We start from the raw sequence: 359 nt of genomic DNA on the forward strand, positions 1-359 counted from the left end.
AACGCGGTGAACGACGATCCCGTGGCGGTGGCGGACAGCTATGTCACGGACGAGGATACGAGCCTTGTGATCTTGCTGCCCGGTGTGCTGGCGAACGATACGGACATCGATGGCGACACGCTGTCGAGCGACGTCGCGACGGGCCCGTCGAACGGGACGCTGAGCCTGAACCCGGACGGGTCGTTCACGTACACGCCCGATGCGGACTTCACCGGGACGGACAGCTTCACCTACCTTGTCGACGACGGCAACGGCGGGACGGACACCGCGACGGTGAGCCTCACCGTGAACGCGGTGAACGACGATCCCGTGGCGGTGGCGGACAGCTATGTCACGGACGAGGATACGAGCCTTGTGAT

The 359-nt window shown here is 64.6% G+C and carries 1 protein-coding gene; it reads left to right on the plus strand.

The annotated features are described in order from the left end of the window. Positions 1-359: cadherin-like domain-containing protein (locus tag P1K30_RS24055; protein ID WP_275635244.1), on the plus strand; the 359-nt coding region annotated here is incomplete at both ends.

The sequence above is a fragment of the Psychromarinibacter halotolerans genome (assembly GCF_029168315.1).
Lineage (GTDB): Bacteria > Pseudomonadota > Alphaproteobacteria > Rhodobacterales > Rhodobacteraceae > Psychromarinibacter > Psychromarinibacter halotolerans.